Genomic DNA, 21,760 nt, shown 5'->3' on the forward strand with positions numbered 1-21,760 from the left:
AAAAGTCCTCGCCCCACCACTCGGCACCTCGCTCAGGCTCGGTGTGCCCGAACGCAGGCTTGAATCCGTGGGCCGCCGCGATGGGCCATCCTTGGCCCAGCGCGGCTAACCCGGCGTCCTGCCGGGTTACCCACGGATTCAAGCCTGCGCTCGGCCAGCGTGGTTTAACGGGGCGCCTGAGATCAAAATCAAAAGCCAGATCTACAGCCAGATCAAAAGCTAGATCAAAAGCCAATCTGCCTTTCTGTGGGAGCTGGCTTGCCTGCGATGGCGGCCTGCCAGCCAACCCCTATTCATCTGATGCACCACACCTTAAATGTGGGAGCGGGCTTGCTCGCGAATGCGGTGGTTCAGTCAGCTCATTTGTAACTGACACACCGCATTCGCGAGCAAGCCCGCTCCCACACTGGACAGTGTTCGCCTCAAACTTTCGGCCGGCCGATAAAGGTGCCTTCCCATGTATCAACTGATCCTCGGCGGTGCCCGTTCCGGCAAGAGTCGGCTCGCCGAAAGGCTTGCCAGTGAGAGCGGCCTGGATGTCATCTACATTGCCACCAGCCAACCGCTGGACGGCGAGATGAACGAGCGCGTCGCGCTGCATCGTCAGCGCCGTCCCGAGCACTGGGGGCTGGTCGAAGAGCCGGTCGAGCTCGCGCGCGTGTTGCGCGAAAACGCATCCGCCGAGCGCTGCCTGCTGGTGGATTGCCTGACGCTGTGGCTGACCAATCTGCTGATGCTTGAAGACCCGGCGCGCCTGGCGTTTGAGCGCGATCAACTGCTGGAAACCCTGGCTTCGTTGCCAGGGGAAATCATGTTTGTCAGCAACGAGACCGGTCTGGGTGTCGTGCCGCTGGGCGAATTGACTCGCCGCTATGTGGATGAAGCCGGTTGGCTGCATCAAGCCTTGGCCGAGCGGTGTCAGCGCGTTGTCCTGACCGTCGCCGGCCTGCCCCTGACTTTGAAAGGTACTGCGTTATGACTGACACCTGGTGGCTCAACCCCTGTAAAGCCGTCGATGCTTCGGCACATGCACAAGCGCTGGCTCGCCAGCAGCAATTGACCAAACCGGCCGGTTCTCTCGGCCAGTTGGAGGCCGTGGCGGTGCAGCTGGCCGGGCTGCAAGGCCAGGTCAAGCCGCTGGTAGATCACGTATGGATCGCCATTTTCGCCGGTGACCACGGCGTGGTCGCAGAAGGCGTGTCGGCATTTCCCCAGGAAGTGACCGGGCAGATGCTGCACAACTTTGTCAGCGGTGGCGCGGCCATCAGTGTGTTGGCGCGGCAGCTGGATGCGCAGCTGGAAGTCGTCGACCTTGGCACGGTCACGCCGTCGCTGAATCTGCCCGGTGTGCGCCACCTGAACATCGGCGCGGGCACGGCCAACTTCGTCAACGGCCCGGCCATGACTGAGGCCCAGGGGCGCCTGGCCCTGCAAGCCGGTCGCGACAGCGCACGCCGTGCACTGGATAACGGCGCGCAGCTGTTTATCGGTGGCGAGATGGGCATCGGCAACACCACCGCCGCCAGCGCCCTGGCGTGCGCGTTGCTCGATTGCGCGGTGAGTGACCTGACTGGCCCGGGCACCGGTTTGAATGCCCAGGGCGTCAGCCACAAAGTGGCCGTCATTGAACGCGCGCTGGCGCTGCATGCCGGGCAACGGGGTGACGCACTGCACACGCTGTTCAACCTCGGCGGTTTTGAAATTGCCGCGCTGGTGGGGGCGTATCTGGCCTGCGCCCAGGAAGGCATCGTGGTGCTGGTGGACGGGTTTATCTGCACGGTCGCCGCCTTGGTTGCCACGCGCCTGAACCCGGCATGCCGTGAGTGGCTGGTGTTTGGTCATCGTGGTGCCGAGCCAGGCCATCGTCATGTGCTGCAAAGCCTCGACGCGCAACCGTTGCTGGAGCTGGGTCTGCGCCTGGGTGAAGGCAGCGGCGCGGCGCTGGCCGTGCCGATGTTGCGCCTGGCGTGTGCGCTGCACGGGCAGATGGCGACGTTCGCCGAAGCGGCCGTGGCAGATCGCCCGGCATGATCTTGCACCTGGACCTGCTGCGCCACGGCGAAACCGAGCTGGGCGGTGGCCTGCGCGGCAGCCTCGACGATGCGTTGACGGCCAGGGGCTGGGCGCAGATGCGCGCCGCCGTGCTGGAACAGGGCCCGTGGGACCGGTTGATCAGTTCGCCGCTGCAACGTTGCGCGCTGTTTGCCCATGAGCTGGGCGCGCGGTTGAATCTGCCGGTGAGCTTGGAAAAGGATCTGCAGGAGCTGCACTTCGGCGCCTGGGAAGGGCAGAGCGCCGCAGCGCTGATGGAGACCGACGCTGAAGGGCTGGGCCGGTTCTGGGCCGATCCGTACGCTTTTACGCCGCCCGAGGGCGAGCGCGTCAGCGACTTTTCCGAGCGTGTTCTCGGCGCCGTCTCACGTCTGCATCAGGCCTATGCCGGTGAGCGTGTTTTGCTGATCAGCCACGGTGGCGTGATGCGCCTGCTGCTGGCGCAGGCGCGTGGCTTGCCTCGGGAGCAATTGCTGAATGTCGAAGTCGGCCACGGCGGGCTGTTCAGCCTGCAAGTGGCGGCCGACGGCGTGTTAAAGGAAGGAATCTGACGATGTTGCCGTTCTGGATCGCCCTGCAATTTCTCAGCAGCCTGCCGATTCGGCTGCCAGGCATGCCGCAGCCTCAGGAGTTGGGGCGTTCGCTGCTGTTTTATCCGCTGGTGGGGTTGTTGTTCGGGTTGCTGTTATGGGTGCTGAATACAGCGCTGATGGGCGCGCCGTTGTTGCTGCACGCCGCGCTGTTGCTGACGGCCTGGGTGCTGCTCAGTGGCGGCCTGCACCTGGACGGCCTGGCGGACAGCGCCGATGCCTGGCTCGGCGGCTTTGGCGACCGCGAGCGCACGCTGACCATCATGAAAGACCCGCGCAGCGGGCCGATTGCCGTGGTCACCCTGGGCCTGGTGTTGTTGCTCAAGTTCACCGCGCTGGTGGCCTTGATCGAACAGCACAACGGCGCGGCGCTGATTCTGGCGCCGCTGATCGGGCGCGCTTCGATGCTGGCGCTGTTCCTCACCACACGCTATGTGCGTGCAGGCGGATTGGGGCAGGCACTGTCGGATCACTTGCCGCGAGTTGTAGGCCAACAGGTGCTGATCCTCAGCGGCCTGGCTTGTATCCTGATCGGCGGTTTCAGTGGCGGGATTGCCGTCTTACTCGCGGCGCTGTGTTTTATCGGGCTGCGCCAGTTGATGGTCAATCGACTTGGAGGCACCACTGGCGACACTGCAGGAGCCCTGCTGGAGCTGCTGGAAGTCGCGGTGTTGGTCGGCTTGGCGCTGTAACACTTTCTTGCATTTTCATAATCGCGGGTATATACACGGTCCATGCTTGCCTCCCAATGTTTATGCACCAACCTGCGACGTGCCGCCCGTGGCGTCAGCAGGCATTACGACGGCGCTCTCGACGGCTTCGGGATCAACGTCGCCCAGTATTCTTTGCTGTGTAACCTGCAGCGCCTCGACCAACCGAGCATTTCCAGCCTGGCCGAAGCCATGGGCCTGGATCGCAGCACGTTAGGGCGCAACCTGCGGGTGTTGGAAGGCGAAGGCCTGGTGCAGTTGGTTGAGGGTGACGACCTGCGCAACCGCCTGGTGCTGTTGACGGCGGCCGGTGAAGAACGCCTGGCTGCCGCCTTGCCGGCGTGGGAAGCGGCACAGCAGAAATTAATTGACCGGTTAGGCGCCGAAAAGCGCGAAACCCTGTTGGCCTTGCTGGATGAACTCGCCTGAAGGTGGGTTTGTTCGACTACAAGCGGGTATATACCCGCGAGCGGAGAATAAGAAATGACCTCGATGTGGCGCACCAGTGGCTGGGTTCTTGTAGGGAGTGCGCTGATCCTGGCGTTGTCGTTGGGCGTGCGGCATGGCTTCGGCCTGTTCCTGGCGCCGATGAGCATGGAGTTCGGCTGGGGCCGTGAGACCTTTGCCTTCGCCATCGCCCTGCAAAACCTGATCTGGGGCCTGGCACAGCCGTTTACCGGCGCCCTGGCCGACCGTTTCGGCGCCACCAAGGCGGTATTTGTCGGCGGGGTACTTTACGCCGTGGGCCTGGTGTTGATGGGCATGTCCGACTCGGCGTGGTCGTTGTCGCTTAGCGCGGGGTTACTGATTGGCATCGGCCTGTCGGGCACGTCGTTTTCGGTGATTCTCGGTGTTGTCGGCCGCGCCGTGCCGCCGGAAAAGCGCAGCATGGCCATGGGCATCGCCAGCGCCGCCGGTTCTTTCGGCCAATTCGCCATGGTGCCGGGCACCTTGGGCCTGATCGGCTGGTTGGGCTGGTCCGCCGCCTTGCTCGCACTGGGTTTGATGGTGGCGCTGATCCTGCCGCTGGTGGCGATGCTCAAGGACAAACCGCTGCCCGTGATGGTCGGCCAGCAAACGCTGCGTGAAGCGCTGAAAGAGGCCTGCTCCCATTCCGGGTTCTGGTTGCTGGCGTTCGGTTTTTTCGTCTGCGGGTTCCAGGTGGTGTTTATTGGTGTGCACCTGCCGGCGTATCTGGTGGACCAGCATCTGCCGGCCACGGTCGGCACCACGGTGCTGGCGTTGATCGGCCTGTTTAATGTGTTTGGTACGTACACGGCAGGTTGGCTTGGCGGGCGTATGTCCAAGCCGCGTTTGCTCACCGGCTTGTACCTGCTGCGCGCAGTGGTGATTGCGCTGTTCCTGTGGGCGCCGGTGACCGAAGTCACGGCCTACCTGTTCGGCATGGCCATGGGCTTTTTGTGGCTGTCCACCGTGCCGCTGACCAACGGCACCGTCGCGACTTTGTTTGGCGTGCGCAACCTGTCGATGCTCGGCGGTATTGTGTTCCTGTTCCATCAGCTCGGCTCGTTCCTCGGCGGCTGGTTGGGTGGGGTGGTCTATGATCGAACCGGTAACTACGATTTGATCTGGCAGGTGGCTATCCTGCTGAGCCTGCTCGCTGCCGCGCTGAACTGGCCGGTGCGCGAGCGGCCGGTGGCGCGTTTGCAGACGCAAATGGAGGCGGCATGAGTGTGACGGTGCGCTGGCTGGCCCTTTCGGCGGGCGTGGTTTTGTTGTTGCTGGCCTGGTGGGGCTGGCAGCACGGCGGGCTGGCGTTGATGCAACTGGGGATGTCGATCTGTTAAGTTCTGTTTCTGTACTGACTCAAGGACCTCCAAGATGCTGATGCGCTGGCTCGCTGTACCCGTCCTGATGGCTGTTGGCAGCGTGGCCATGGCCGCCAATTGCCCGCCGTTGCTGGAGGGCCAATTGCCCAAGTTGCGGGCCAAGGAATCCATCGATTTATGTCAGCGCTTTGCTGGCAAGCCCCTGGTGATCGTCAATACCGCCAGCTTTTGTGGCTTTGCGCCGCAGTTCAAAGGCCTTGAAGCCTTGTATCAGCGCTACAAGGGGCAAGGGCTGGAAGTGATCGGCGTGCCGTCCGATGACTTCAAGCAGGAAGCCAAGACTGGTGAAGAGACTGCCAAGGTCTGTTACGTGAATTACGGCGTGACCTTTACGATGACCGAACCGCAGAAGGTCAAGGGGCCGGATGCGGTGCATCTGTTCAAGGCTCTGGCGCAGCAGAGCAACGCGCCGAAGTGGAATTTCTACAAGTACGTGGTCGACCGCCAGGGCAAGGTGATTGCTGATTTCTCCAGCCTGACCAAACCGGACAGTCCGGAGCTGATCAAGGCGGTGGAACAGGCAATTGCGTCCAAACCCTGATTAGCGCCGACTAAAAAGCCCCGCCTCCTTTGCAGGAGAGCGGGGCTTTTTTATGCAGCGTCAGATCAGAACTTGTACGTTACGCCCAGGCCAAAACCGTTGGCGCTGTTTTCGTACTTGGCGTTGTAGGACTGGCCCAGTGCGTTGGAGCGCGCAACCTTGACTGGTTCTTCCTTGAGGTAGGAGTAAGCCAGGTCAACGGTCATGTTCGGCATTACGTCGTAGCCCAGGCCGAGACTGAAGATAGTCCGGTCACCGGTAGGGATACGTGGCGAACGATCGGTGTTGTTGGTCGGCGACTGGTCGAAGGTCAGGCCGGTACGCAACACCACTTGCTTGGTGACGCGGTACGACGTCCCGAGGGCATATGCCCAGGTATCGTGCCAGTTCTGATCTTCTTTGATGCTGCCGACAATTTGCGGAGCCAAAAGACCGCTACCGGCTGCGGCCGATACACCTTCGTTGTTGACGGTGATGTCTTTCAGGCGGCTCCAACGAGTCCAGGTGGCACCTGCGTAGAGTTTCCAGGCGTCGCTCATGTCTTGAGTAACGGACAGGTCCCAGGTTTCAGGGGTGTCGATTTTCAAGGAAGCGTCGTAGCGGCCATTGTTAAACAGCCCGGCCGGTACGTTGGTGCCCTTGCTCACTTCGGTGTGGCCTTCGAGCTTGTATTTCACCTTCGAGTGGTAGGTGAGGCCCACGCGGGTGGTGTCAGTGGCTTGAACCAACAGGCCGGCGTTGAAGCCGACGGCGGTGTCATCACCCTTGATCTTGATGTTGTTGGAGCCTGTGCCCGGGACTGGCAAGTTGATGTCGGACTCAAGCGTACCCGAGATACGGTTGATGGTCGGACCAAAACCGATGGAAACCCGGTCATTGAAGGCATAGCTGACAGTCGGCTGGAAAGTGATGACTTTCACTTCACTCTTACTGCCAAAGGCTTTGCCCTGGAAGCCATTTTCGTAGTCGGTCACCAAGCCAAACGGAGCATAAACGCCGAAACCGACAGCCCATTGCTCGTTGAGTTTATTGGTGTAGAAGCCGAAAGGCACAGCGGTGAAAGGCACCATATCGCCTTTGTTCGAACCGCTGGAGCGGCCGCTGACATCCTTGATATTGGTCGAAGCATCGATCGCTGCAACACCGCCGGTGATTTGCTGGCCTTCGAGGCGAGCCATACCGGCAGGGTTACCGTAGACAGTGCTGGCGTTTTCGGCAGAAGAAGAACGGCCTGCGAAACCCGTACCCATGCCCGCGACGTCTTGTTCGTTCAAGGCGAAGCCGCTTGCAAACAGTTGGGAGGAGGCCATGGTAACGGCGAGGCTAAGTGTGGTCTTGAGCATTACTTTTTTCATTATTAGAACTCCGTGGTGATCACCGCTGCGGAAAGTAACAATAAATTTACGTTAGCGCTATAGGGCGTAATGCAGGAGATAGAGCGGTTTTGTAGGACAATCCGACCAGATTCGCGGTTTTTTGCCGAATCTTGCAAAACGCCTGATCAACAAGTGACCTGATTCATGGGTGAAACACAGGTTTGCCACGCTTGGGTGAAGTCCCGGAGCCGACCTTGAGGGTGAAATATTTCTTTCCAGATACGCGCCATGGCCAGTACATCGCCCGCCGGCGGCAGGGCAGGGCGGTGTTGTTCTACCAGGAGCCAGGCGATGGCGGTGGCGTAACGCAGGTTGACGGTCAGTTCCAGCTGCGGCGCGCTGAGAAATGCATGCTGGCTGGCCAGGCCACGTACCAGGCTGGCACGTTCGGGATCTTGTGCGAGGTAGCCGTCCCACAGGGCGCGGTGACGAGGTTCGGTGATGCTGTAGAGGCCGTGGCCGCGCCGGTCATGCAGGGCCGAGCCGAGTTCCGACTGGCTGGCGGCAATGCCCAGCAGCAGGGCTTCGGCTGTCGGGTTATGGCGGCCGAGGTAAATCAACGTCGGCCTGATCACATAACGACACAATTCACTGGCGGCGATACCCATACAAGCCTCGATCCATGAAAGTGGTCGACGATGCCTGAGAGGGGGCTTGGCAGCTGTGAATCGGATCTCAGGCTCGTCGCAAGCGGATCATGCCGCTTGAGTTGAAGTGTAGTGTCATATTTACGATGTAAAGGATTGTTTTTAAAACATCTTCTTCATTTAGTTATAACGTTTATATCGTTTTGAACTTAATTCATCGCCTGTGCTTAAACGACAGGCAATAAAAAACCCTGCGTTTTAAGCAGGGTTTTTTGTGTTTCAGCGACTCGGGTCGATCAGGCAATCAATGCCTGACGGGTACGCTCGATCACGGCCTGCAGCGGCTCTGCGCTGGAGTATTGATCGGGGTACAGGCGTTCGCTGTGACGCGCGATGCCGTGTTCGTTGACCAGGGTGAAGCTGAAGCAGCCTTTGCGAGCGGCCATGATCAGGCAGTTCATTGGTGCAAAAGCGTTGGTGAGGGTGCGAATGGCATCCTGAGTGTGGATTTGAGTGGACATATTATTGGTGTTCCTACAAATGACACGGATAAGAACCGTGCAACGTTAAAACGTTCCAGTAACGTTGATCACCATTGATCAAACGAAGAACCCGACTGGAACAAAGCAGCCAGTTTGAAGCGCTAATAAGTTAGGCGCGCTTGGGCTGGCAGGTAGGTACTTAGGAGGGCAGGCAACACGACAAGGGCAAAGGTTCTGGGCCCGGGGTGAAGATCCTGATCAATTTGCAGGTTGGTTCGGTCAGAGTATTTAAACTTCGCGACACCCTTTGCTTGTTCAAAGGCAGTGTCGTCACAAGGAATACCTGGAAACCATCGAGGTGGTCGATCCCGTGTTGTTCAGGGGAGTTGTTCGACCAGAATTGACTTTCAGCTTGGTACTAACGCCGCGGATAGTAACGGATTGAAACACGGAAGGGAAGTGTGATAGCCAAAAAATCTTAATCAGTTGCCCAGCAACCCGCGATAGACCAGCACTGTAACCGCCGCCGCCAGTGAGCAACCCAGCCCATAGGCCGCCAGGGTCAGGCGCAAGGAGCGGCCGGTCTCGATCACTTTGATCACGTCGCGCATGTCATTGATCCGACCTTCACCCAGTTCGATGCACAGGCTCACGGCGGTAAACGCTGCCGACAGCAGGATGGCGATGGCAAACAAAGCACCGTCGGGCGAGGGCAGCGCTGCATTGATACCCAGCGAGGTCGCGCAGATAGCCAGCAACAACATGGCGAATACGAGAATTCCTTTCATCGAGCCTTTCGAGGTTGCGTGGAGGTAGGGCAGTGTGGCGAGCCGGGGCAGATTTGAAAAGTCCCCGGATTGGACCTCCGGTAACATTTTTCAGACATGTAGGCGCAAAAAATCTCGGCGATATAACCAGCGGATGGTTACTTGTGCACATTAGTTGCGAGGTGTGTAACCACTCTGATCCTGACGTGGAAGCAGCGCCATTTGCCTGTAATGAAAATTTAAGTCAATGAAAAATATCGCTTTTTTTTATTGGTGAAAAAATCGTCAGTTTGACTGCGGCCCCCGTTCCATGGGCCTTTGCGCGAGTTAAAGGCGGGTTGTCCACTGAGTTATCCACAGCTTCTGTGGATTGTCCCAAGCGCTTGCTCTAGAACGGGCGTGCACGGATTTTTCAGCTTTACCTGTAGGAAAAAAAGAGTAGAGTGGCGCGCCTTCCGTTCTGTCCCGCAGTGCTTTATGAAGTTTCGCTCAGTATCACCTTCTGTTACCGATACCCCTCAGACTGTTACCGCACCCAAGCGTTTCTCATTGAAAGTCGCCTTGTGGCTGCTCGACAGCCCGCGCCTGGGGCACAGCACCAACGTCAAGCACTTCGCCGGGCGCTTGCTCAAGCAGCCCGCCCGTGAAGGTGTGGTGGCTGCGCAGAGCCGCCTGGGCCAATTGATGTGCCGTGAGTGCGGCAACGCCCGCGACCGTCGCATCGGCCATGACCTGCTGCGCCTGGCCGCGCGTGCCGGCGACCGCCGCGCCCAGCGCGAACTGGGCCAGGTCGAAGACTGAGCTGTCCTCGAGCCCTGTGCTTGGTTAACCTTGGTCTTTTTCGGTGATGGCAGAAATGGCGATGGCTTTTGACTGGACCAGTATTGCCTTGGGCGTCGCTGGCGCTGCAGTGCCTTTATTGGCCGTGTGCTGGCAGATTCAACGGCGGCTGAGCGCGCGCATGACCGGCTGGGAGCTGCTCGAAGAGCGCCTGGCCACCGCGCAGCTGGCCCAGGAAGGGCTGGCCGCGCAACTCGACGCCAGCCGCGACGAGATCAGCGACCTCAGCCAGGCCAACGCCGCCAAGCAAGCTGACTTGGCGGCCGTGCGCCGTGAAGTCGAACTGCTGCAGATCGACCGCGATAACGCCCGCGACGCCGCCCATGCCTGGAACCTCGACCGCAGCGCCAAGGACACCGAGCTGCGCCGTCTCGACGCGCTATCAGCCGCACTGCGCGCCGAACTGCGCGAACAACAGGACAGCCATCAACAACGCCTTGCCGACCTGCAAGGCTCGCGGGACGAGCTGCGAGCGCAGTTCGCCGAGCTGGCCGGGAAGATTTTCGACGAACGTGAACAACGCTTTGCCGAAACCAGCCAGGAACGCCTCGGCCAGTTGCTCGACCCGCTCAAGGAACGTATCCAGTCCTTCGAAAAGCGCGTGGAAGAAAGCTATCAGAATGAAGCGCGTGAGCGCTTTTCCCTGGCCAAAGAGCTTGAACGCCTGCAGCAACTGAACCTGCGCCTGTCGGACGAAGCCACCAACCTCACCCGTGCACTCAAGGGTCAGAAAACCCAGGGCAACTGGGGCGAGTTGATCCTTGAACGTGTACTGGAACATGCCGGGCTGGAGAAGGGCCGCGAGTACCAGACTCAAGTCAGCCTCAAAGGCCCGGACGGCGAGCGCTTCCAGCCGGACGTGCTGATCATGTTGCCCGGCGACAAACAGGTAGTAGTCGACTCCAAAGTCAGCCTGACGGCCTATCAGCAGTACGTGGCGGCAGACGATGACGTGATTGGCCAGGCGGCCCTGAAGCAGCACGTACTGTCCTTGCGTAATCATGTCAAAGGTTTGGCCGGCAAGGACTACAAGCGCCTGGAAGGCCTGCACAGCCTGGATTTCGTGTTGTTGTTCGTGCCGATAGAAGCCGCATTTTCCGCCGCGTTGCAGGCCGAACCGAATTTGTTCCAAGAGGCGTTCGACCGCCATATCGTCATCGTCAGCCCCACGACTTTGCTGGCCACCCTACGGGTGATCGACAGCCTGTGGAAGCAGGAACGCCAGAGCCAGAACGCGCGGGAAATTGCCGAGCGTGCCGGCTGGCTCTATGACAAGTTCGTGCTGTTTATCCAGGACCTGGATGAGGTGGGCAACCGCCTGCAACAGTTGGATAAGGCTTACAGCGCGGCGCGAAACAAACTGACGGATGGGCGCGGAAACCTGGTCAGCCGTACCGAGCAGTTAAGGTTGCTGGGCGCGCGGGCGAGTAAAAGCCTGCCGGCGGATTTGCTCGAGCGGGCGATGACCGATTCGGATGGCGTGGCGCACTTGCCCGAGTAGCACACCGTCGATGTGGGAGCTGGCTTGCCTGCGATGGCGAGGGTGACTGATCCACCGCTATCGCAGGCAAGCCAGCTCCCACAAGGCATTGAGTTCAGCCGAATTACAGTGGCAAATGCCGACTCAGCAACGCCCGCAACGCCGCCGGCTTCACCGGCTTGGCCAAATAATCCAACCCCGCCGCATGTACCTTGGCCACCATCTCCGGGCGCCCATCGGCGCTGATCACCACGCCGGGAATCGGCTCCGCCAATTGCGCGCGCAGCCAGCCCATCAACTCGGTGCCGGTTTCGCCATGGTCCAGGTGGTAATCCACCAGCGCCAATTGCGGGCGCACGCCCTCGGCCAGCAGTGCCGCGCATTGCGCCTGGTCGGTGGCGGTCCACACCTCGCAACCCCAGCGGGTGAGCAGGCTGCGCATGCCGATCAGGATGCTTTCTTCATTGTCCACGCACAACACCTGCGCCCCGCTCAGCGCCAGCCCGTTGTCTGGCGTCGGCTTGGCTTTCGGGCTGGCCTGGTTACGCGCCAAAGGCACGCGCACGCTGAACACGCTGCCTTTGCCCGGCCACGAACGCACGCTCAGGCGGTGGCCGAGTACCCGGCACAAGCCGTCGGCGATCGCCAGGCCCAGGCCCAGGCCTTTTTCGGCGCGGGTCTGGTGGCTGTCGAGGCGTTTGAACTCTTCGAAGATCACCTGCTGCTTATCCAGCGGGATGCCCGGGCCACGGTCCCAGACTTCCAGGCACAGTTCACCCTGGCGCCGGCGTACGCCAAGCAGCACTGGGCCGTCGGCATAGCGGAAGGCGTTGGTGAGAAAATTCTGCAGGATGCGCCGCAGCAACTTGATGTCACTGTCCACCCGCAAACGGCTACCACGCAGGCGGAAACGCAGGCCTTGCTCGTGGGCCAGGGCCTTGAATTCGGCGCCCAGGGTGTCGAACAGTTCGTTGAGCACAAAGGGTTGGCGCTGTGGGTTGATCTTGCCGTTTTCCAGGCGCGAGATATCCAACAGGTCGCTGATCAGGTCTTCGGCGGAACGCAGCGAGCTGTCCAAGTGCTGCACCAACTGCCGGGCTTCGCTGGACAGGCCGTCGTTCTGGTGGGAGAGGGCGGCTGAGAACAGCCGCGCCGCGTTCAGCGGTTGCATCAGGTCGTGGCTTACCGCAGCCAGGAAGCGCGTCTTCGACTGGCTGGCGGATTCGGCCACGCCTTTGGCGTCGGTGAGCGCCACATTCAGTTGCGACAGTTCATGGGTGCGCTCGGTGACCCGTTGTTCCAGGCCCTCGTTGGCCTCGGTCAGCGCCTGCTCGGCTTCACGGAAGGCGGTGATATCCGTGAAGCTCATGACAAACCCGCCACCGGGCATCGGGTTGCCGATCAGCTCAATCACGCGGCCATTCGGAAACAGCCGTTCGGAGGTGTGCGCGCGGCCCTGACGCATCCAATGCAGGCGTCGCGCCACGTGCACTTCGGCTTCACCCGGCCCGCAAAGGCCGCGCTCGGCGTTGTAGCGAATAATGTCGGCAATCGGCCGGCCCACGCTGATCAGGCCGTCGGGGTAGTTGAACAGCTCCAGGTAACGCCGGTTCCAGGCCACCAGCTTCAGCGACTGGTCGACCACGCTGATGCCCTGGGTGATGTTTTCAATCGCGCCTTGCAGCAACGCGCGGTTGAACTGCAGCACTTCAGAGGCTTCGTCGGCGATGCGTACGACGTCCTCCAGCTGCATTTCCCGCCCTTCAATCGCCGCTTTTACCACGGCACGCGTCGAAGAAGCGCCGAGCACGCCGGCGAGCAGGCGTTCGGTGTGGGCGATCCAGTCGTTATCGGCATTCTGGTTGGGGTTAAAGCCTTTGCCTTGACGATAGGCAAAGCGGATAAAGCTCTGCTGGGCACGTTCTTCGCCGACAAAACGCGCCGCCAGGCTGAGCAGGTCGCTGATCTGCACCGACAACATCGAGCGTGCGCTGGCGCGTTGGCTGATTTCCTGGCCAATAAAGCGTCCGGCCTGCCAGTGCTCGGACACACGTGTGCGCGACAGCATCGAGACCCACACGAACAGCGTGAAGTTACCCGCCAGCGAGAACACCGTGCCGAGTGTCAGCGAGGTGACGGCGAAGCCAAACGGGTGCGAATGCAGCCACGTCAGACCAGGGAAAAGGCTCAGCGACCAGCCCAGGCTTTTCGCCGTAACCGGTAGGACCAAGGTGTAGAACCACAAGAATGTGCCTGCCGCCAACCCGGCGAATACCCCGCGCCGGTTAGCCTGCTTCCAGTACAGCGCGCCGAGCATCGCCGGGGCCAGTTGAGTGACCGCCGCAAACGCAATCTGGCCGATGGTCGCCAGGCTTGCCGTGGAACCGAGCAGCCGGTAACTCACGTAGGCCAGCAGCAGGATGATCACGATGCTGACCCGGCGCACCGACAGCATCCAGTGACGGAACACTTCGAATGGCCGCTCGGCGCTGGAGCGCCGCAGCAGCCACGGCAGCAACATGTCGTTGGAGACCATGGTCGACAACGCGATGCTGGCGACAATCACCATGCCGGTCGCCGCCGATGCACCGCCGATAAACGCCAGCACCGCGAGGGCCGGATGCGCTTCGGCCATGGGCAGGCTGATCACGTAGGAATCCGGCAATACGGAGCCTGGCAAAAGCATTTTGCCGCCTAGGGCGATAGGAATCACAAACAGTGCCGCGAGGATCAAGTAGGCCGGGAACACCCACTTGGCCAGGCGCAAATCCTGCGGGTCGATGTTCTCCACCACGGTCACATGGAACTGCCGGGGCAGGCAGATAATCGCCATCATCGCCACGCCGGTTTGCACCACCATCGACGGCCAGTTGATGGTTTCTTTCCAGTATTCCTCAAGGCGCGGCGCCAGCATCGCCTGGCTGAACAAGTCACCGAAACCGTCGTACAAACCGTAGGTCACGAACGCACCGACGGCGAGAAAGGCGAACAGCTTGACCAGCGATTCAAACGCAATTGCCAGCACCATGCCACGGTGGTGTTCAGTGGCGTCGAGGTTGCGTGTGCCAAACACAATGGTGAACAGCGCGAGTACCAGCGACACGATGAGCGCGGTGTCCTGGGCGCGTGTGCCGGTGGTGTCGGGGCCGGAGCCGATCAACAGGTTCACGCCCAGCACGATGCCTTTGAGTTGCAGGGCGATGTAGGGCAGCACGCCGACCAGGCAGATCAGCGCCACCACCACTGCCAGGGATTGGGATTTGCCGTAGCGCGCGGCGATAAAGTCGGCGATGGAGGTGATGTTTTCCTGCTTGCTGATCAGAATCATCTTCTGCAGCACCCAAGGTGCCAACACCAGCAACAGTACCGGTCCGAGGTAAATCGGTAAAAAGGCCCACAGTTGTTCGGCGGCCTGGCCTACAGCGCCGAAGAAGGTCCAGCTGGTGCAGTAAACGGCCAGCGAGAGGCTATACACCCACGCACGCACCCGTGGCGGCAGCGGCGCGTGGCGGCGGTCACCGTAAAAGGCGATGGCAAACATAATGGCCATATAGGCCAGGGCAACGGCGGCGATCAGCCCGCTGGACAGCGTCATGGTAACTCCGAGCATAAGAACACCCAGGCTTCCGGGCCCGGTGGCACAGTCTCGCATGATGCTTGGGGTTAGTCAGTGTCGACCAAGGTCGTGTGCAGGATCTGGCGTGTTTGGCTACTGGCTTTTGTGGGGGCTGGCTTGCCTGCGATTCAGGCACCGCGGTGTGACAGTTGCACCGTGGCGATGCTATCGCGGGCAAGCCCGGCTCCCACACAAGCCAGCGCCCATGGTTATCGCGGTGGCAGGGTCTTCTGGCGCAGGATGTAGATCGTCACGAGCACCGCACTGGTCAGCATAAACCCACGTGCCCACGGCAGCGGCACCAGGTAGCAGGAGACGCCAATGCTCAGCCACATCAGGCCGATGGCATAGACCTTACCCTTGAGCGGGATGCCATTGCCATCCAGGTAATCTTTGATCCACGGGCCCAGGCGCGGGTGTTCCACCAGCCAGTGGTAGAAACGCGGGGAGCTTCGAGCGAAGCAGGCGGCGGCGAGTAGCAGAAAGGGGGTGGTTGGCAGCACCGGCAGGAAGATGCCGATGACGCCCAGCGCCACGCTCAGCCAGCCGATGGCCAGCAGTGCGTAACGCAGGAGCGGCGAGCGAGTGCCCATGGGTGTCACGGGCAAACGACTCAGTGGTGGCGTGGCTTGAGGATCGCCGGTTTTTCGTCAGGCGCGTTGCACAGCAGGTACAGCGCGGTCAGGGCTTCCGGAATCTGTACGATCATGTCGTCCATCAGGTTGGCGTCGGAGGCGATGTCGGAGAACTCCGGCTGGTCGTCGAACAGGCCCGAACCGACCATGATCGGCAGCAGCATTTCGCTGACTTCTTCCTCGGCGGTTTCAAACCAGGCGGCTTCGCGCAGGAACACGCCTTCCATGAAACCGATGCACCAGCCGCGCAGGTCGGAGTCGTCCGGGTCTTCGCCCAGGTCCAGCTCGCATGGCAGCTCGAATTCTTCGTCGGAAGCCAGTTGGCGACCGATGTGGGCCTTGAGGGCCAGCAGGGTGGATTCGATTTCTTCGCGCTGGGCGGCATCAGCGTAGTGCGGTTCTTCGGCAAACAAGGCGTCGATCCACTCACGGTCCGGCACGATGTCGGAAGAGATCGACAGGGCGGTCAGGTAGCCGTGGGCGGCCACGTAGTCCAGCGCCTCGTCATGCAGCTCATCGGCGTCGAGGAAGGCTTGCAGGCGGGTTAGTTGCTCAGCGAAGGACATTACGGGATACCTTGGGAATAAACGATGCGCAATTCTAGGCTTTCTTGAGCGCCCCGGCCAGCTGCAAGGCATATTTGCCGGGTTTTAGATAGCGGTCGCTATTCGTCAGTGGCGCCCTTTGCGGGCCGACGCTCGGGTATACTGCCGCGTTTTGTGATGCCCCTGCAGGCCAAGCGCCAACCCGCGAAAACTTCGCTTACGGATTATTTCCCGTGAAGCCCGGGTTTTTCGGCCAGCCTGTACAGAGGGATTTCGGCACCATTTTGGAGTTATACATGCTCGAGCAGGCTCAACGCGTCCTCAAGGACATCTTCGGCTACGACAGCTTTCGTGGCCGCCAGGGTGCGATCATTGAGCGCGTGGCCAGTGGCGGTGATGCCCTGGTATTGATGCCTACCGGCGGCGGCAAGTCGTTGTGCTTCCAGGTGCCGGCGCTGTTGCGTAATGGCTTGGCCGTGGTGGTGTCGCCGCTGATCGCGTTGATGGACGATCAGGTCGCCACCCTCGAAGAACTCGGCGTCGCCGCCGCGTCGTTGAACTCCACCCTCAGCGCCGAGCAGCAGCGCGACCTGGCCGCGCGAATCAAGCGCGGCGAAGTCAAGATGCTCTACCTGGCCCCTGAGCGCCTGGTGCAGCCGCGCATGCTGGCATTTTTGCAGAGCCTGGAAATCGCCCTGTTTGCCATCGACGAAGCCCACTGCGTGTCGCAATGGGGCCACGATTTCCGTCGCGAATATTTGCAGCTGGGCCAGTTGGCGGAATTGTTTCCCGACGTCCCGCGTATCGCCCTGACGGCCACCGCCGACAAGCGCACCCGCGAAGAAATCGTCGAGCGCCTGCATTTGCAGAACGCCGAGCGTTTCCTGTCGAGCTTCGACCGGCCGAATATTTTCTACCGCATCGTGCCCAAGGAGCAGCCACGCAAGCAGTTGCTGGCATTCCTGTCCGAGCGGCGCAGTGATGCGGGCATCGTCTATTGCCTGTCACGCAAGAAGGTCGACGAAGTGGCCGCGTTCCTCTGCGAGCAAGGCTACCCGGCGCTGCCGTACCACGCGGGCCTGCCCAATGAAACGCGCTCTGCGCACCAGAAACGCTTCCTCAACGAGGAAGGCCTGATCATGGTCGCGACCATCGCGTTCGGCATGGGCATCGACAAATCCAACGTGCGTTTTGTGGCGCACATGGACCTGCCCAAGTCCCTTGAGGCGTACTACCAGGAAACCGGTCGCGCCGGCCGTGATGGCCTGCCGGCGGATGCCTGGATGGTCTACGGCCTGCAAGACGTGGTGATGCTCAAGCAGATGCTGCAGAACTCCGAAGGCGACGAGCGCCACAAGCGCCTGGAGCAACACAAGCTCGACGCCATGCTGTCGCTGTGTGAAGAGACCCGCTGCCGCCGTCAAACCCTGCTGGCGTATTTCGACGAAGACATGCCCGAGCCGTGCGGCCACTGCGACAACTGCGTCGACGGCGTGCAGACCTGGGACGCCACCGAACCGGCGCGCCAGGCGTTGTCGACCATCTACCGCACGGGGCAGCGCTACGGCGTCGGCCACCTGGTGGATGTATTACTGGGCAAGGACAACGAAAAAGTGCGCAGCTTCGGCCACGAAAAACTCTCGGTCTATGGCGTCGGCAAGGCCCGCGCCGAGGGTGAATGGCGCTCGCTGTTCCGGCAGATGGTTGCACGCAACCTCGTGGACATTGACATTGAAGGCTATGGCGGCCTGCGCTTGAACGACAGTTGCCGGCCATTGCTCAAGGGCGAAGTGAGCCTGGAGCTGCGCCGCGACCTCAAGCCGCAAACCACCGCCAAAAGCAGCAGCACCAGCCCGGCCAGCCAGTTGGTACGTGGCGAAGAGCGCGAACAGTGGGAAGCCTTGCGCACCCTGCGGCGCAAGTTGGCGCAGGAGCACAGCGTGCCGCCTTACGTCATCTTCCCCGACTCCACGTTGCTGGAGATGCTGCGCGAGCAGCCCACCACCCTGGCCGAAATGGGCCGGGTCAGTGGTGTCGGCGCACGCAAGCTGGAGCGTTACGGGCAGGCCTTCCTCGAAGTGCTTGGCGGCCAGGCCGAAGCGCCGAAGGAAGTCGCCGATATTCGCCACGAACTGATCAGCCTGGCGCGTGCCGGCATGACCCCGATGCAGATTGCCGGCCAGCTGCAATGTTCGGAAAAGAACGTCTACACCTTGCTGGCTGAATCCATCGGCAAGCAGCAGCTGTCGTTGGAGCAGGCCCTTGATTTGCCGGAAGTTCTGCTCGGTGAAATCCAGGACGCCTTCCTCGACGGAGAAGGCGAATTGCCACCGGTTACGGAGATCGCGCCGCTGTTTACCGGGCGCGTTCCAGAGGGTGTTTTGTACTGCGTGCGGGCCGCGTTGCAGTCTGAATTCGAAATTTAGTGTGCCAATTGCGCCAATGTAACGAATCAGTACATAGCGGCGCTTGCCTCCTGGCATGGCTCATGCTTAGCTGACTAATAATTAGCCACACTTTATTTTCAGTCTAAACCATGAGTTTTTTATGCCTTTAACCGATCAACACCGCTTTGGCATGCAGTTGGCGCAAATGTCCCGAGGTTGGCGCGCCGAGCTGGACCGCCGTTTGGCGGGGCTGGGTTTGTCCCAGGCGCGTTGGCTGGTGCTGCTGCACCTGGCCCGTTTCACCGAGGCGCCGACCCAGCGTGAGTTGGCACAAAGTGTCGGGGTAGAAGGGCCGACCCTGGCACGCCTGCTCGACAGCCTCGAAGGCCAGGGCCTGGTGCAACGCCAGGCCGTGCTCGAAGACCGCCGCGCCAAGCGCATTTTGCTCTGCGACACCGCCCGCCCTTTGATCGAACAAATTGAAACCATCGCCACGGCGTTGCGCCATGAGCTGTTTGTGGGCGTGGACGAAGAAGATTTGCGCGTGTGCATGCGGGTGCATGGGCACATTCTGGCGAATCTGGAAAAGTCCTGATCTCAGATACACAGAGATAAAAAATGTGGGAGCTGGCTTGCCTGCGATAGCCGTAGTTCAGTCAGCTTATTCAGCGACTGATACACCGCTATCGCAGGCAAGCCAGCTCCCACACAAGCCCGCTCCCGCCGTTGTTTTTACTGCCTAGAAGGTCTGGCCCAGGTTCAGATACACCGCCTGCTGATTATCATCATTGAACCCATAGCTGAAATTCAGCGGCCCCAGCGGCGTATCAAAGCCCAGGAACACACTCGCGGCGTTGATGTAGCCACTGTCGAACTGATTGTCGTTGTTCCATGCCCGGCCGCGTTCCACGGAGGCCCCAAGGTACAGCGGGAAATCCAGCGGCAGGTACGAGCGCGGCGTCAGGCGGCGGTAGTACACCGCACGCATCAACGCGATGTTCTGCCCCGAAATCGAATCTTCGCGAAAGCCTGACAATTGCCGCGCACCGCCCAGCAGGAAGCTGGAAATCACTACGTCAGACTTATCCAGTGTGCGCCCGTAACGCCCGCCGAGTATCAGTGTGTCCGGGCCATGACTCATGGCCTTGTCCAGCTTGAACTCCCACTGCCGGTAGCGCTGGTCCGAGCCCAGGCCGGGTTCGAACTCGCGAAAGGCCAGGCCAATGTCTTCGCCGGTATGCGGGAAGTACACGTTATCCAGGGAGTCGAACGAGTACTTCAGCTCATAGAACCCTTCGCTGAAGCTCACGCTCGGCAAGTCGCGCTCGCCAATGCGCACGTCCGCCTTGCCCCAGGCTTCGCCGACGCCGAAGCGAATCTCGCCGCTGTTGCCGATCTGGCGCCCCACATTCAAGCCAAAGCCGTAGCGTTCCAGGCGGTATTCGGCGATAGGGTCGTTGTCCAGAACCAGGTCAACGTTCTGCGCCTGGGCACTGATATAGGGCGCGACGAAGTAGCGTGATCCGACATCCAGTGGCTGGTAGAACTCGCTGTACAGCTCTTGTCGGTCGCCAATCTGCACGCGCGTCAGCCATTCGGCGCCGAGGCGGTTGATGCCATTCATGCGGTAGCTGGCGCCGAGGTTGAAGGCGCTGTCGCCGCGCATGTCATCCGACAGGTTCAGGCCCAGGCGCAAATAGTCGGTGCCGCTGCGTTTGCCGCGTGCGCTGATCACCAGGGTGTTGTCCTGGCCCTTTTTCACCACGCGGTATTGCACCTGCTCGAAGTAATCCAGGCCGTACAGAGTGCCCATGTCGGTTTGCAGGCGGCCCAGGTTCAGCGGCTCGCCCAGGTTCTGGCGGATGTAGTAGCGGATCACGTCATCGCTGACTTTCGAGTCGTTCTCCACCTTGATTGCGGTGATCACCGGGGTGCGTTCGCCCGGCGTGCGCGCTGCGACCAGTTCCGGATCAATGGGCTCGGCAGGATGCAGATGCGCCAAGCGCACATCGAGGGCACGGGTGGCGCGGTAGCCGGCGTCGATCATGTCCTTGGCGCGGCCGAAGTCCGTGACACCGTAGGCCGCCAGCGGCGGTTGGATCAGTACATCCTTGGGGTGCAGGGCCTTGAGCTGTTCCTCGGAGTTGCGCCGGGTCATCAGCGTGATCGACTGGTTGAGCACGTCCACCACGGTAGCCAGCTGTTTGCGCGAGCGCAGCGGGGTGCCGATGTCGACCACGATGGCAATGTCGACGCCCATTTCGCGCGCCACATCCAGCGGGATGTTGTCGGTCATGCCACCGTCCACCAGCAGCCGGCCGTCGATTTCCACCGGGGCGAACACCGCCGGGATCGACATGCTGGCGCGGATCACCTGGGGCAAGTGGCCTTTGTTGAACACCACTTTTTCGCCCGTGGTGATGTCGGTGGCCACCGCGCGGAAGGGAATCGGCAGCTTGTCGAAATTACGCGTGTTGCTGCTATGGGCGAACATGCTCTCCAGCAGCAGTGCCAGGTTCTGGCCCTGGATCACCCCCAGCGGCAGGCCGAGGCTGCCATCGTCGCGAAAGCTGAGCTTCTGCTTGACCAGAAAATCGCGGTCATCCTGCTTGCGTCGAAACGGCACGTCTTCGCGGGGTGGCGCGTCGGACAGCGCCTGTTGCCAGTCAATACTCAGCGCGAGCTTTTCCAGCTCATCGATCTTGTAGCCGGAGGCGTAAAGCCCGCCAATCACGGCGCCCATGCTGGTGCCGGCGATGGCATCGATTTGAATGCCTTGCTCCTCCAGGGCTTTGAGCACACCAATATGCGCCAGGCCACGGGCCGCGCCACCGGACAGCACCAGGCCGATTTTCGGGCGTGGGCTTTCGACGGCGTCGGCGAGCAGGGGGAGCAGGCACAGAAACAGGCAGGACAGCAGGCGGCGCATCATGAATCTCGAGGCTGGGCGATAAAGGCCGGTATTATAGCCACTCGATCCGCCGAGCTCGTTATGCCAGGAACCTCTCAAATTATGTCTGCAACCAAACCCGAGATCGTCATCACCTATTGCACTCAATGTCAGTGGCTGCTGCGCGCCGCCTGGCTGGCCCAGGAACTGTTGAGTACGTTTGCCGATGATTTGGCGCGTGTGGCCCTGGAACCGGCTACCGGCGGCGCGTTTCGCATCACCTGCGACGGTGTGCAAATCTGGGAGCGCAAGGCCGATGGCGGCTTCCCGGAGGCCAAGGTGCTTAAACAGCGCGTGCGCGACCAGATCGACCCGCAGCGGGATCTGGGCCACAACGACCGCAACGCCTGAA

20 protein-coding genes are annotated in these 21,760 nt (G+C 61.0%); 12 read left to right on the top strand and 8 right to left on the bottom strand.

What is annotated here, in order from left to right; genetic code table 11:
• The first annotated feature begins 457 nt into the window (after positions 1–457).
• The 7 genes from cobU to L8I05_RS01620 all read left to right on the top strand — a co-directional run bounded on the left by cobU (position 458) and on the right by L8I05_RS01620 (position 5,743).
• A complete protein-coding gene (cobU, locus tag L8I05_RS01590; RefSeq protein ID WP_242166988.1) occupies positions 458–979 on the top strand; it encodes a bifunctional adenosylcobinamide kinase/adenosylcobinamide-phosphate guanylyltransferase in 522 nt (173 codons plus the stop codon).
• Entirely contained in the window at positions 976–2,031 is a 1,056-nt protein-coding gene (gene cobT / locus L8I05_RS01595) for a nicotinate-nucleotide--dimethylbenzimidazole phosphoribosyltransferase (protein ID WP_242166989.1), read from the top strand. The genes cobU and cobT overlap by 4 nt, the downstream gene beginning before the upstream one ends.
• A complete protein-coding gene (gene cobC / locus L8I05_RS01600) occupies positions 2,028–2,603 on the top strand; it encodes an alpha-ribazole phosphatase family protein (protein WP_242166990.1) in 576 nt (191 codons plus the stop codon). Before cobT ends, cobC begins: the two co-directional genes overlap by 4 nt.
• Before the next feature lie 2 nt (positions 2,604–2,605).
• Positions 2,606–3,334 (top strand): adenosylcobinamide-GDP ribazoletransferase, encoded by a 729-nt coding sequence (locus L8I05_RS01605; protein WP_242166991.1) that lies wholly within the window; start codon positions 2,606–2,608, stop codon positions 3,332–3,334.
• Positions 3,335–3,376: 42 nt separating this feature from the next.
• Entirely contained in the window at positions 3,377–3,781 is a 405-nt protein-coding gene (locus L8I05_RS01610; protein ID WP_017734645.1) for a MarR family transcriptional regulator, read from the top strand.
• Positions 3,782–3,844: 63 nt separating this feature from the next.
• A complete protein-coding gene (locus L8I05_RS01615) occupies positions 3,845–5,044 on the top strand; it encodes an MFS transporter (RefSeq protein ID WP_242167462.1) in 1,200 nt (399 codons plus the stop codon).
• Between the two features lie 150 nt (positions 5,045–5,194).
• Positions 5,195–5,743, top strand: a complete 549-nt coding sequence (locus L8I05_RS01620) for a redoxin domain-containing protein (RefSeq protein ID WP_242166992.1) — start codon at positions 5,195–5,197, stop codon at positions 5,741–5,743.
• Between the two features lie 65 nt (positions 5,744–5,808).
• Here L8I05_RS01620 and L8I05_RS01625 read toward each other — a convergent pair whose 3' ends face one another.
• From L8I05_RS01625 to L8I05_RS01640, 4 genes are all read right to left on the bottom strand, one after another.
• A complete protein-coding gene (locus L8I05_RS01625) occupies positions 5,809–7,098 on the bottom strand; it encodes an outer membrane protein transport protein (protein WP_242166993.1) in 1,290 nt (429 codons plus the stop codon).
• Between the two features lie 146 nt (positions 7,099–7,244).
• Positions 7,245–7,727, bottom strand: a complete 483-nt coding sequence (locus tag L8I05_RS01630; protein WP_159958676.1) for a hypothetical protein — start codon at positions 7,725–7,727, stop codon at positions 7,245–7,247.
• Positions 7,728–8,002: 275 nt separating this feature from the next.
• Complete coding sequence (locus L8I05_RS01635; protein ID WP_019407963.1) at positions 8,003–8,227, bottom strand: hypothetical protein; 225 nt, start codon at positions 8,225–8,227, stop codon at positions 8,003–8,005.
• A 443-nt stretch (positions 8,228–8,670) separates the two neighbouring features.
• On the bottom strand, positions 8,671–8,976 hold the full coding sequence (locus tag L8I05_RS01640; protein ID WP_242166994.1) for a hypothetical protein: 306 nt from the start codon (positions 8,974–8,976) through the stop codon (positions 8,671–8,673).
• 456 nt (positions 8,977–9,432) lie between these two features.
• Here L8I05_RS01640 and L8I05_RS01645 point away from each other — a divergent pair, with 456 nt between their 5' ends.
• A complete protein-coding gene (locus L8I05_RS01645; protein ID WP_043293316.1) occupies positions 9,433–9,756 on the top strand; it encodes a hypothetical protein in 324 nt (107 codons plus the stop codon).
• Between the two features lie 175 nt (positions 9,757–9,931).
• The gene (gene rmuC / locus L8I05_RS01650) at positions 9,932–11,296 is read left to right on the top strand and encodes a DNA recombination protein RmuC (protein WP_174245685.1); all 1,365 of its coding nucleotides are present in this window, start codon (positions 9,932–9,934) and stop codon (positions 11,294–11,296) included.
• 103 nt (positions 11,297–11,399) lie between these two features.
• On the opposite strand, the gene L8I05_RS01655 is transcribed toward rmuC, so the two are convergent.
• The 3 genes from L8I05_RS01655 to L8I05_RS01665 form a co-directional block, all read right to left on the bottom strand.
• Entirely contained in the window at positions 11,400–14,870 is a 3,471-nt protein-coding gene (locus L8I05_RS01655) for a PAS domain-containing hybrid sensor histidine kinase/response regulator (RefSeq protein ID WP_242166995.1), read from the bottom strand.
• Between the two features lie 230 nt (positions 14,871–15,100).
• The gene (locus L8I05_RS01660) at positions 15,101–15,484 is read right to left on the bottom strand and encodes a YbaN family protein (RefSeq protein ID WP_159958668.1); all 384 of its coding nucleotides are present in this window, start codon (positions 15,482–15,484) and stop codon (positions 15,101–15,103) included.
• Between the two features lie 20 nt (positions 15,485–15,504).
• Positions 15,505–16,092 carry a YecA family protein gene (locus L8I05_RS01665; protein ID WP_106576431.1) on the bottom strand — a complete coding sequence of 196 codons (588 nt, stop codon included), beginning with the start codon at positions 16,090–16,092 and terminating at the stop codon, positions 15,505–15,507.
• Between the two features lie 275 nt (positions 16,093–16,367).
• Between L8I05_RS01665 and recQ the strand changes: the two genes are divergently transcribed.
• A complete protein-coding gene (recQ, locus tag L8I05_RS01670) occupies positions 16,368–18,497 on the top strand; it encodes a DNA helicase RecQ (protein WP_242166996.1) in 2,130 nt (709 codons plus the stop codon).
• Positions 18,498–18,618: 121 nt separating this feature from the next.
• Entirely contained in the window at positions 18,619–19,053 is a 435-nt protein-coding gene (locus tag L8I05_RS01675; RefSeq protein ID WP_083357468.1) for a MarR family transcriptional regulator, read from the top strand.
• A gap of 144 nt (positions 19,054–19,197) precedes the next feature.
• Here L8I05_RS01675 and L8I05_RS01680 read toward each other — a convergent pair whose 3' ends face one another.
• On the bottom strand, positions 19,198–21,387 hold the full coding sequence (locus L8I05_RS01680) for a patatin-like phospholipase family protein (protein ID WP_242166997.1): 2,190 nt from the start codon (positions 21,385–21,387) through the stop codon (positions 19,198–19,200).
• A gap of 84 nt (positions 21,388–21,471) precedes the next feature.
• Here L8I05_RS01680 and L8I05_RS01685 point away from each other — a divergent pair, with 84 nt between their 5' ends.
• A complete protein-coding gene (locus tag L8I05_RS01685) occupies positions 21,472–21,759 on the top strand; it encodes a SelT/SelW/SelH family protein (RefSeq protein ID WP_159958664.1) in 288 nt (95 codons plus the stop codon).
• Position 21,760: the final 1 nt, after the last annotated feature.

It is taken from the genome of Pseudomonas sp. MONT-RG-20F-20-E-7-02 (genome assembly GCF_022662395.1).
Classification (GTDB): Bacteria; Pseudomonadota; Gammaproteobacteria; order Pseudomonadales; family Pseudomonadaceae; genus Aquipseudomonas.

Bases quoted from the DNA above. Each gene is read 5' to 3' on its own strand.
- cobU (WP_242166988.1), top strand. From the start codon at position 458: ATGTATCAACTGATCCTCGGCGGTGCCCGTTCCGGCAAGAGTCGGCTC.
- cobT (WP_242166989.1), top strand. From the start codon at position 976: ATGACTGACACCTGGTGGCTCAACCCCTGTAAAGCCGTCGATGCTTCG.
- cobC (WP_242166990.1), top strand. From the start codon at position 2,028: ATGATCTTGCACCTGGACCTGCTGCGCCACGGCGAAACCGAGCTGGGC.
- L8I05_RS01605 (WP_242166991.1), top strand. From the start codon at position 2,606: ATGTTGCCGTTCTGGATCGCCCTGCAATTTCTCAGCAGCCTGCCGATT.
- L8I05_RS01610 (WP_017734645.1), top strand. From the start codon at position 3,377: ATGCTTGCCTCCCAATGTTTATGCACCAACCTGCGACGTGCCGCCCGT.
- L8I05_RS01615 (WP_242167462.1), top strand. From the start codon at position 3,845: ATGTGGCGCACCAGTGGCTGGGTTCTTGTAGGGAGTGCGCTGATCCTG.
- L8I05_RS01620 (WP_242166992.1), top strand. From the start codon at position 5,195: ATGCTGATGCGCTGGCTCGCTGTACCCGTCCTGATGGCTGTTGGCAGC.
- L8I05_RS01625 (WP_242166993.1), bottom strand. From the start codon at position 7,098: ATGAAAAAAGTAATGCTCAAGACCACACTTAGCCTCGCCGTTACCATG.
- L8I05_RS01630 (WP_159958676.1), bottom strand. From the start codon at position 7,727: ATGGGTATCGCCGCCAGTGAATTGTGTCGTTATGTGATCAGGCCGACG.
- L8I05_RS01635 (WP_019407963.1), bottom strand. From the start codon at position 8,227: ATGTCCACTCAAATCCACACTCAGGATGCCATTCGCACCCTCACCAAC.
- L8I05_RS01640 (WP_242166994.1), bottom strand. From the start codon at position 8,976: ATGAAAGGAATTCTCGTATTCGCCATGTTGTTGCTGGCTATCTGCGCG.
- L8I05_RS01645 (WP_043293316.1), top strand. From the start codon at position 9,433: ATGAAGTTTCGCTCAGTATCACCTTCTGTTACCGATACCCCTCAGACT.
- L8I05_RS01655 (WP_242166995.1), bottom strand. From the start codon at position 14,870: ATGACGCTGTCCAGCGGGCTGATCGCCGCCGTTGCCCTGGCCTATATG.
- L8I05_RS01660 (WP_159958668.1), bottom strand. From the start codon at position 15,484: ATGGGCACTCGCTCGCCGCTCCTGCGTTACGCACTGCTGGCCATCGGC.
- L8I05_RS01665 (WP_106576431.1), bottom strand. From the start codon at position 16,092: ATGTCCTTCGCTGAGCAACTAACCCGCCTGCAAGCCTTCCTCGACGCC.
- recQ (WP_242166996.1), top strand. From the start codon at position 16,368: ATGCTCGAGCAGGCTCAACGCGTCCTCAAGGACATCTTCGGCTACGAC.
- L8I05_RS01675 (WP_083357468.1), top strand. From the start codon at position 18,619: ATGCCTTTAACCGATCAACACCGCTTTGGCATGCAGTTGGCGCAAATG.
- L8I05_RS01680 (WP_242166997.1), bottom strand. From the start codon at position 21,387: ATGCGCCGCCTGCTGTCCTGCCTGTTTCTGTGCCTGCTCCCCCTGCTC.
- L8I05_RS01685 (WP_159958664.1), top strand. From the start codon at position 21,472: ATGTCTGCAACCAAACCCGAGATCGTCATCACCTATTGCACTCAATGT.